The sequence below is a fragment of the Streptomyces sp. AcH 505 genome (assembly GCF_000818175.1).
Classification (GTDB): Bacteria; Actinomycetota; Actinomycetes; order Streptomycetales; family Streptomycetaceae; genus Streptomyces.
Window position 1 is genome coordinate 495,448 of the sequence record NZ_JTIY01000002.1, and the last position, 5,812, is coordinate 501,259.

Sequence of the window (5,812 nt, forward strand, 5' to 3'; positions counted from 1 at the left end):
TCCACTCCAGCACGGCGGGCAGCGCGGGCAGCCACGGACTGGGCTGCTTCGCGACTCCCACGACCCGCGCCGCCTGCGCGACGGCCGCCGTCAGGACGGCCAGGTCGGTGATCGCCTCGGTCTGGACCGCCCCGTGTGACGATCCGCCGGGCCGACCGGTGCGCAGCGGGCCGCCCAGCTCCTGCCAGCTCACGGTCCGTGCCCTGACGGGGACTTCGGTGTCCACGGCGAGCGAGCCGCCGGGCCTGCGGCCACCGACCCGGCCCGACTGGAACGGCAGCAGCGCCGAAGGGCCGAGCCGGGCATAGGCACGGCCGGGGGTGCCGGGGGAGATGTCCCCGGCGTCCGGCGCGTCGATGATGTCCCGGCTCTCGGACGTGTCGGTGGTGCGCAGCGCGATCCGCAGATTGGTGTTGGCCCGGATGTCCGGCGTGACGGCGCCGCTCGGCCGCTGCGTCGCCAGCACCAGATGGATGCCGAGCGAACGGCCGCGCTGTGCGATGTTGACCAGACCCGAGATGAAGTCCGGCAGTTCGCGCGCCATCGAGGCGAACTCGTCGATGACCAGCAGCAGTCGGGGCAGCGGCGGGAGCGCGTCACCGCCACGCGCCCGCTTGTCGAGATAGTCCTCGATGTCCTTGGCGGCCGCCTGCGCCAGCATCGTCTCCCTGCGGCGCAGCTCCGCGCCCAGCGAGACCAGGGCGCGCTCCACCAGACGGGTGTCGAGGTCGGTGACCATACCGACGGTGTGCGGCAGGTCCGCGCACTCGGCGAAGGCACTGCCGCCCTTGTAGTCGACGAGCACGAACGTCATCTCGTCGGGCCTGTTGACCACGGCGAGCGTCGCGACCAGCGTCTGGAGCAGCTCCGACTTGCCGGAACCGGTGGTCCCCGCGATCAGCGCGTGCGGGCCGTCGCGTACGAGGTCGACGGAGAACGGGCCGTCGTAGCCGGTGCCGAGGATAGCCCGGGTCGACCGGCCGCCCAGCGACCAGCCCGCCACCACGGCCTCGGCGGTCGGCGGTTCGACGTTCAGCAGGTCGAGCAGGCGCACCGAACCCGGCAGCGCGCTCTCGTCGTTGTCGCCGACGCCCCGCAACGGCGCCAGCGCACGCGCGAGATGTTCGTACCAGCCCGGCTCGGGGGAGTCGGGCCGTACGTCCTCCAGCGCCGCACCCACGCCCGTACGGACCCGGGACCCGGTCGCCGCAGGGTCCGTGACGACGACGGCGCCGCACTCCTCGGGCAGCAGCCGCTCCTCGCGGTCCATGCAGATGGTGTAGACACCCACCGAAGGTCCGTCGCGCAGCAACGCGATCACACCGGGCAGCGAGCGCGCCCGGCGCGCCTGGTCCAGAATCACCAGCACGTCGGGGTAGCCGTTGACACCGCCGCGCACCAGCTCCGAACCTGCCTGCACCCGGGCGGCGACAAGCTGCCCCAGCTCACCGATGCGGCGTGCCAGCGACTCGGTGGTGGACCCGACGAGCGCGTAGGCGTCCTCGCCCTGCGGCCGGCAGTGCGGCAGCCAGCGGGTCCAGGACCAGTCGCGCTCCCCTTCGGAGCCCGCGAGCACCACGATGCGCAGATCGGCGGGGCTGTGCAGCGAAGCCGCCTGCGCGGCCAGCCAGCCGGCCAGACCGCCCGCACCGGAGCCGGCGAGACCGGTGACACCGGCCCTGCGCAGCGGCACGGAGACCGGCACCTGGTTCAGCCGCGGCACGGTGGTACGCCGGTGCTCGTCCAGCGTCGGATCCTCGACCGACAGCGACGACGGCAGGTCGGCCGTGCCGACCCGGACGGCGAGGAAGTCGGGATCCTGCCAGCGCCGTTCCCACAACCGCTCCGACGGCTGCGCCGCCATCCGCAGCAGCGAGGCGGGATCGGGCAGCGAGAGCCGCAGATTGTGCTGCTCCTTGAGGACCGCCGCTTCGATGTCGGCGCGGAGCCTCGCCAGCTTCTGCTCGTAATCGGCCAGCTGCTCCTGGTACTTGAGCATCGCCTGCTTACGGCCGCCGAACTGGGTGACCAGCGCGGCGATCGGCGACAGCAGGGCGATGAACACGAACGTCCAGCGGCCGGTGACCACAATGGCCACCACGGCGCTGCCCGCGGGCAGCAGCAGGATAGGCAGCAGCGGTATCGGGCGCTTGTCCGGCTTGACCGGCGGCGCGGGCAGTCGGTAGTTGGCCCCTGCCGGGGCGGGGACGAAGCGCGGCGGCCGGTTGAACTCCAGCCCGAGCCCGTCGGCCGCCGGGGTGAGCGGCGCCTTCGCCGAGCTGCCCGAGGCCAGCTCCAACAGGGAATCGCCGACGGCGAGTTGACTGCCCTCGCGCCACGCGGACGCGTCGGCGACCGGCTTGCCGTCCAGCATCGCCTGCCCGGCGCGCACCAGTTCGGCGCCGCCGTCGAGCCGTACCCGCAGCCGCGCGGCGAACGCGGGTGTGCCCGCCGCCAGTCTGATCCGGCAGGTGTCGGCGCTGCCGATGTCGTAGTCACCCGGCGGCAGCCGGAAGACGGTTCCGGCGCCCGGCCCCGACACCACCCGCAGCTCGGTCCTGCCCTCGGGCTCGGGCTCCCGGGGTACGGGAACGCCGAGCCCGAGGTCCATCCCGTCCCGCACACCGGCGACCTGGAGTGTCGCCTCCGGGTCGACGGGGTCGGTACCGATGTACAGGGCAGGCGCGGACGCCCACTCCCCGCCGGTTCCGGCCTGGCCGACGGCGCGTGCCAGCTCCGCGGCGAACCTGCCCGCCTGTGCGGAGGGTTCGGTGTCGACGACGACGGTTGTGGACACCCCCTCGGCCTGCGGGTCGGTCACGCTCACGGTCAGTCGCACGGCTGTCTTTCCTCAGGGTGAGTGGGGACGGGGAGCGGGGGAGCGGGTCAGGAGAGGTTGGAGCCGAGCTGCGAGTCGGTCTGGTCGAAGGCGTCACCGACGGCCTTGACGTACTGGCCGATGCCCTGGAGGCCCTGGTTCACCTGGTCGAAGCCCTTGGCGAACTCGTCGAAGAACGGCGAGAACTTCTGCTGCGCCGCCGGGGTGTTGTAGCCGTTCGCGAGCAGGGTGGTGATCTTCCCCTTCACCTCGGTGAGCTTGTCCTGCAGCGTGGTGAAGTCGTTGAGCAGCGCCTGCGAGGTGGAGGCGGTCTCGTCCGAGTTGACGGCGAAATTGGGCATGTTCGTGCTCCTTGCTGGTTGTCTGAGCTGTCCACCCGTTCAGGGATGGAGACTTGGGAGGTACGCGGCGACGCCCCGCGTCGCGACGGCTAAGCGCCGCCGCCCTGGCCGCCGGGCTCACCGGCCGGTGAGGACGGGGCGGTGAAGAAGGCCCCGTCGTCGGGGCTGGACGAGGACGAGGAGCCGGCCCCGGCGGGCGGCGGGGTCTGTGGGATCGTCAGCGGGGTGAGGGTGGGGCGGCCCTGCCCGGCCGGGCCCGAGGGGCTGTCGGGCACCGTCGGGGAGGGCGGAAGGGGTACGGAGAGCGGGTCGGCCGGCGCGGGCACCGGAGTATGTGCGGGTGCGGGTGCGGGTGCGGGTGCGGGTGCGGGCGCCGGTGTCGCCGGGCCCGTGGTCGCGGCGGCGCCCGGCGCTCCTGACCCCTTGACCGGGATCGGGATGTGCGCGGCGACGCCGTCGATGCCCCTGCCCAGCCCCGCCTTGCCCACCGGGCCCACGCCCAGCTTCGGCGCCGAGTTGGCGATCTCGCCGGCCGCGACCGCGTTGGGGTCCCCGCCCTGCGCGACCCCCACACCGATCTTCGTGCCGAGCACGGCGCCCTCCTCGCCGAAGCCGGTGATCTGGTCGCCGAACCTCTTGCCGACGGAGTCCCCGGCGAGCGGATCGGTCGTGTCGCCGAACCGTCCGCCGGCCGACGTGGGCGCCGGATTGCCCCTGATCCCACCGATCTTGCCGGTGAGGCCCTTGGCGCCCGCGCCGAACGCGACACCGGCCGCCGCGCCCGCCAGTACACCCGCGGCGGTGATCTGGTCGCCGTTGGCCGCCTTGGCACCCACTTCTAGGGTCACGTCGGTGGCGAACTTGCCCGCCCCCTCGGCGACGACCTTGCCGACCGGGTTGGTGAGGATCCCGGACACGATCTTGTTGTTGGTGAAGGTGTCGCCCACCTTCGTGATGGTCCCGCCGATCTTGGCCACGGCGCCCGACCCCTTGACCGCCGCCACGGCGGCCGGAGCTATCGCCTCCACGGCCTTGCCGCCGAACTTGAGCAGCGAGCCGCCCGGGACGATGCCGATCAGACCGGCGATGAAGTCACCCGCCTTGATCCTGCCGGTCTGACTCGCCACGACTTGGTTGAAGACGAACAACGCACCGCCCAGCAGCGCGCCGACGACGGGGAAGAACACCGCGACGACGGCGATCAGGGCGGCCAGGATGATCTGGACGAACGGGAAGTCCTTGAAGAAGTCCGCGATCTTCTGGAAGATGTTCCGCTCGGGAATCGCCTCACCTGCCGCCTCGTCGAGGACGTCGGCGCATGCCCGCTGGGCCTGTTCGCGCAGTTCCTTCGCCTGCTGGGCCATGCTCTTCGCCGCGCCGAGCTGGTCCTGGGCCGCGGATATCTTGTCCCGCTGGTCCCTGGCCGCCGCCTTCTGGTCGTCCGTCGCGTCGGCCGCCAGGTCCTGCACCCGCTGCCCGGCCTGGCCGGCGACCGACGTCGCCTGGTCCATCGCCTTGTCCAGCAGGTCCTGCGCCTCGGTCAGCTTCGGCGCGTACGCGGTGTAGGCGTCGGCGGCGCCGTGGAAGGAGTCCACCGTCTTCTGCAGCTTGTCCGGCAGGTCGCCGATCTGCTTGTTCAGCGCGTCCATCGCGTCGCCGCGCCCCGACTCGACCGTGCCGCCCTTCTTCAGGAACCGCAGCGCCACGTCGGCCTGGTCACCGACGTCACGGTAGCGGTCCCGCACGCGCGCCATCTCGTCGATGTCGCCCGGAGTGGGATCACTGTCCATGCCGACGATGTCGAAGCCGGAAGTGTGCCGTCGCGCCACGTGCGTCCCCTGTGCCGAAGTTCCGGTGGTTGCCGACCTGTACACGGCACACGCGTCCACAGCGTTCAGATCCGGCCGGTCGAACCCTTTTGGCGCGACCACCGTGTAGTGGGATGAGATGCGCCGGACGGCCCGTGGGGACCCGAGCGCACCGGAGAGACATGGGTGGGAAAACATCATGAGGAACGGGTCCTACGCGCTACGCGCCCTCGGCGTCGTACTGCTGGCCTGCTGGGCGGTGTTCGGCACCGGCCTGCCGGCGGTGGCGGACGGTGACGACGACGGACTGATCAACGTGTTCGTCGTGCCCGACCCGGCGCAGACCGGTGGCCAGGCTGCGACGTTGCAGTCCGTGGCGACGAGCACCCTCGGCGACCCCGCGAGGGCCGGTGAGATCTTCGGACTCAACAAGGGCCTCGCACAGCCGGACGGCTCGGCGCTGAACAACGAGGGCGACACCCTGCGGCCCGGCTGGATCCTGCGGCTGCCACAGGACGCGAGCGGTCCCGATGTGCGGCAGGCCAGGGACACCGCGAGCCGGAGCGCGGCGCCGCCCCCGGCGGACACCCCGCAGGACTCCGGCGCGCAGGCCGACAACGCCGCACAGGCCGATGCCGACACTGTGGCCGTCCCGCTGCCCGCGCTGCTCGCCGGAGTGGGCGCCGTCCTGCTGGCGCTGGTCACCGCGGGCATCGTCGCCCGCAGCCGGGTGCGGAGCGGCTGGGCCGCACTGGTCCGCACGCTGCGCGCTCTCGGCGACCCGGCGAGGCGCAGGCGGCGGCTCCAGTTCCGCCGCTCGGTCG

At 72.4% G+C, this 5,812-nt stretch carries 3 protein-coding genes and 1 pseudogene; 1 reads left to right on the top strand and 3 read right to left on the bottom strand.

Features of this window, described 5'->3' with window-relative positions; all coding sequences use genetic code 11:
* The 3 genes from HY68_RS45785 to HY68_RS44305 form a co-directional block, all read right to left on the bottom strand.
* Positions 1-2,839 (bottom strand): FtsK/SpoIIIE domain-containing protein (locus HY68_RS45785; protein ID WP_277816779.1); only part of this gene is annotated, 2,839 nt, incomplete at its 3' end.
* Between the two features lie 47 nt (positions 2,840-2,886).
* Positions 2,887-3,180, bottom strand: a complete 294-nt coding sequence (locus tag HY68_RS32370; protein ID WP_041998541.1) for a WXG100 family type VII secretion target — start codon at positions 3,178-3,180, stop codon at positions 2,887-2,889.
* Between the two features lie 89 nt (positions 3,181-3,269).
* Positions 3,270-5,009, bottom strand: a complete 1,740-nt coding sequence (locus HY68_RS44305; RefSeq protein WP_041998543.1) for a hypothetical protein — start codon at positions 5,007-5,009, stop codon at positions 3,270-3,272.
* A 178-nt stretch (positions 5,010-5,187) separates the two neighbouring features.
* Between HY68_RS44305 and HY68_RS44310 the strand changes: the two are divergent.
* Positions 5,188-5,812, top strand: a pseudogene (locus HY68_RS44310) (hypothetical protein); the annotation flags it as partial.